General features: G+C 59.8%; 3 protein-coding genes. 1 reads left to right on the forward strand and 2 read right to left on the reverse strand.

Annotation, left to right across the window (positions count from 1 at the left end; all coding sequences use genetic code 11):
* Positions 1 to 230, forward strand: a 230-nt coding sequence (locus IEG05_RS23070; RefSeq protein WP_191122672.1) for an OprD family outer membrane porin, incomplete at its 5' end; no start/stop codon positions are given.
* A 123-nt stretch (positions 231 to 353) separates the two neighbouring features.
* On the opposite strand, the gene IEG05_RS23075 is transcribed toward IEG05_RS23070, so the two are convergent.
* Entirely contained in the window at positions 354 to 515 is a 162-nt protein-coding gene (locus IEG05_RS23075; RefSeq protein WP_172602747.1) for a hypothetical protein, read from the reverse strand.
* A 169-nt stretch (positions 516 to 684) separates the two neighbouring features.
* Entirely contained in the window at positions 685 to 894 is a 210-nt protein-coding gene (locus IEG05_RS23080) for a hypothetical protein (RefSeq protein WP_191122779.1), read from the reverse strand.
* Between the last annotated feature and the right edge of the window lie 210 nt (positions 895 to 1104).

The following is a 1104-nucleotide window of genomic DNA, read 5'->3' on the forward strand; positions in this document are numbered from 1 at the left end:
CCGGGCTGAGCCTGATGACCCGCTACGTCTCCGGCGATAACGTCGACCGCGGCGCCGGCGCCAGCGAAGGCAAGACCTGGGAGCGCAACACCGACATCGCCTACGTCATCCAGAGCGGCCCGCTGAAGAATCTTGGCCTCAAGCTGCGCAATGCCACCACGCGCAGCAACTTCCAGAGCGATCTCGACGAGAACCGCTTCATCGTCAGCTACAGCCTGCCGCTCTGGTAAACACCCACGCCGCAGCACCTCTCCTCGTTGGACTTCGCCGGGCTTGCGCCCGGCTTTTTTCGGGCATGAAAAAGGCGACCCGCGGGCCGCCTCTTTTTTTAATCCGCCGCCTTGCCTCTCGGCTCAGCTCTGCTTGGTATTACGCCGCAGAATCTCGTTTACCCGCTCCGCGGTATACACCCGCTTCGCCTCGTCGCTCGGCTTGTGCCGAACATCGAGCATCACACCCGCACTGATTGCCAACACACAAACGATCACCGAGACCGCAGACAGCAACGTATTCATCACACGCCCTTCAGACACCAAAGAAAACCGCTAGCGGAGGATAGCTCCCCGCGAAATGGCGCCGATTCTGCGCCGCACCACGGGTAACGTCAACGGCAAGAGAAGGCGCCACAGCCCGCTGATACCACGGCCTCAGAAGAACCTGTTCGCCAGCCTAGCGGCCCAGCTTTCACGGCACCGCAATCTGCAAACCGCCCATCGCAAACCGCACAGCCACCGCCCAACCCACGGCACTCAAAACACCCAACGCCAGATAACCCACCACAATCCCCAACGCGATCTGCTTCCACAGCCCGGCATGGGGATCACGGTTGTAAACAACCGGCTCCACGGCATGAACATCCCGCTCGGCACGAATCTCATCGAAACGGTCACGCATGGCTTACCTCGGTAAACGGAACAGCAAACAGAAAGGAACGAAAAAAGGCGGCTAGCTTTGGCCAGGCGCCTTTGGATGTCTAGCAGGCCGTTGAAAAACTCGGCTTCAACTGCCCCAACCCGTCCGGTTTGGCGCTTTTTCAAGCGCTTTGGCCTAACGGAGTCCACACAAGGCCTGACTTCAGGCCTTTTTGACAGGTTTCAGCACCAC

Origin of the sequence: Stutzerimonas kunmingensis, from assembly GCF_014764705.1 — a bacterium.
Lineage (GTDB): Bacteria > Pseudomonadota > Gammaproteobacteria > Pseudomonadales > Pseudomonadaceae > Stutzerimonas.

Excerpts from the sequence above, each read along its gene's own strand:
- IEG05_RS23075 (WP_172602747.1), bottom strand. The coding sequence starts at position 515 with ATGAATACGTTGCTGTCTGCGGTCTCGGTGATCGTTTGTGTGTTGGCA.
- IEG05_RS23080 (WP_191122779.1), bottom strand. The coding sequence starts at position 894 with ATGCGTGACCGTTTCGATGAGATTCGTGCCGAGCGGGATGTTCATGCC.